Below are 2243 nucleotides of genomic sequence, written 5' to 3'. Positions count from 1 at the left end.
TTGAACTGGTTTGGGGAATAAGTAGCAAGTTACGTTCAAACTCCAAACGGCCATATTGACCAACCTTGAAAGAACTTGCATGAAGTGAATATTTGCCAGCTGGATAAGGTGCTTGGTTTTCTTCCAATGAAAGTGAAAACTCAACAGGGAAACGACCGCCTAAGTGAACGAAAGCAACTTGACTAAAAAGTTTCATTGCAGAACGCTCACCACGAGCAGGAATTTCACGAGTATCAACAAGTACGTTATCTTCAAAAATTTCAATAGTTAGACCGTCAGTAGTTTTCATATTAATTACCTATGCGATTAGTCGAAGTATGTTTGATGTATTAAAACCGTATTTTTTGCTTAATTCGCCGACTTCTGGCTCGACATACCATTCTGGACGTTGATTAGAAAAATCGACGTCGATAATTTGAAGTAAGGGCACTACATTTTCACGTCCATGACCCTGTAAATTTTGAAGTTGAGCCTTACTAAAGCCAACAAACAACAATTCATTAAGATGGTTATAAAAGCTAGCACGGACAGAATAAGAATCCTTAACAGACTCAAAACCATCAGAAATAAGAGAACGATAAAAACGGAAGATACGGTCAGCTTTAGAAAAAGAAATATTGCCTTTAGGAGTAGTCTTTTGATAAGCAATTTTGAGTTTGTTATGGACTTCTTCATCGTTAAAAATGTTCATTTGCTGCCCCTCTAGCGCTAGAAGTAAAGGATTGAAGGCTTTTTGCCAAATATCTTGAATGAGTGATTTACCATCTTTTTCATAGTTGATTTGAAATTGAATAGCTTGAAATAAATTTTTAGGAATTTCGAATGTATCTAGATAACGGCGATGAGCGCCAGCTTCAAAACGAACAAGGTTACGAGCAAAGTTAATTAAACGAGGGTCAGACATGACATCAATAACGCGGTCAAATTCGGTAATCCCTTTTTCTTGAAGAGAACGAAGTGAGTTGAGTTGGCGTTGGAATTCAGGAGATTTTAAATAAGCTTTACGGTCACAATGGCGGGAACCTTGAGTAAAATAACAAGTAGTCTCAAACTCATTACGAACACTTTTACGCATCTGACCATTAGAAACATTTTTAAGGCAATTAATGACTTGTTTAGCATGAAGTTCATTTGAAACACGAGCTGAATAAGTAACATCAATTGCATCTAAAGTGGAGTTGGTATAATCCAGCATTTTCCAAACTTTAGGGTAAACCTCTTGGAGAGCACAAAGCATTTCATCAGCACCAAGAGCAATAGAAGTAGAACCAAAAACGTTATGACCCTGAACTATTTTTGCAGGTGAACATTTAAGTTCAATACATGGGGAACGCCATGTAGTACCTTGGAAAATCTTCATTGCCATGCCCGTAAAATGAGTTGGAAGAGATTCATATGGGTGACGTAAATCGGCAACCTCATAACAGTTATCTAAAGCACCACCCTTATAATGAACAGATTTAGCTTCAAGACCAATACCACGACGCGAACACTCAATAATGTTTACATACTCAATACACTCACCAGTCTTAGACATACGAGTGTTAGTAACAAACTCACGCTTAAACGGGATAGAGATCTTCAATTTGTCTATCATGATGCCAACCAATCTTAGAAACTAAGAAATTATTTTTAATGCAAAACATAAATACTTAGTTTCTAATTGTCAACATTTATTAGATTCTAAGTTTATAATTTCTGCAAAACATAGATAGAGAGCAAACAATGGCAACTAAACACATAAAAGACAGCACATGGAGAAAGGTTGAAGAGAAAACCGTGAAAGCTGTTATAGAAACAAGAACGAATATCAAAGAAACAGAAATGTTAGATTTCCTAATCAAACTAGGATTAGAAAGGTTTGAAGAAGAAGACTTTTCCAGAGTAAAAAAAACGAAGTGATCTAAAAACGGTCATAAAAAGAACGTGGAGAGAAATACCTTAGATTCTAATATTTAGACAAGAGTACACTATTAAAGATAGTGTACCCTCCGGTGAAAACAGCGAACGTGGCGCTCCGCTTGCCTCCCCGTCCCGCTGTTTTCTTTCACCATGAAAAGCAAAAGCATCTTGGCAGTAAGGTGATGTGTTTTTCCCTGGAATGAATTGGATTACTGACCGCGCCAGTCTAGTTACTCGATGAATTGGCCTTTGGTGGGTGGCTTGGTGCTTCGTTCGCGCTACGCACTCTCTTTTCCCTGCGGGGCAAAAACAAAAAAGCGGTATACCAGCTAGAAACCAGC

General features: G+C 37.7%; 3 protein-coding genes. 1 reads left to right on the top strand and 2 read right to left on the bottom strand.

The window, feature by feature from the left end:
* The coding region (locus tag RH88_RS03470) for a fumarate reductase subunit C (protein ID WP_005593480.1) at positions 1-289 on the bottom strand (289 nt) is incomplete at its 3' end.
* Between the two features lie 9 nt (positions 290-298).
* Entirely contained in the window at positions 299-1597 is a 1299-nt protein-coding gene (locus RH88_RS03465) for a phage/plasmid replication protein, II/X family (RefSeq protein WP_005593479.1), read from the bottom strand.
* A gap of 128 nt (positions 1598-1725) precedes the next feature.
* Between RH88_RS03465 and RH88_RS23690 the strand changes: the two genes are divergently transcribed.
* Entirely contained in the window at positions 1726-1902 is a 177-nt protein-coding gene (locus RH88_RS23690) for a hypothetical protein (protein ID WP_005593478.1), read from the top strand.
* Positions 1903-2243: the final 341 nt, after the last annotated feature.

This window comes from Vibrio scophthalmi LMG 19158, from assembly GCF_000222585.1.
Classification (GTDB): domain Bacteria; phylum Pseudomonadota; class Gammaproteobacteria; order Enterobacterales; family Vibrionaceae; genus Vibrio; species Vibrio scophthalmi.
The sequence above is the reverse complement of the archived record's forward strand: the minus strand, read 5'-3'. Positions and strand labels throughout refer to the sequence as shown.

What these genes read in the sequence shown, in the direction of transcription:
- RH88_RS03465 (WP_005593479.1), bottom strand. Translation starts at nt 1,597, where the DNA reads ATGATAGACAAATTGAAGATCTCTATCCCGTTTAAGCGTGAGTTTGTT.
- RH88_RS23690 (WP_005593478.1), top strand. Translation starts at nt 1,726, where the DNA reads ATGGCAACTAAACACATAAAAGACAGCACATGGAGAAAGGTTGAAGAG.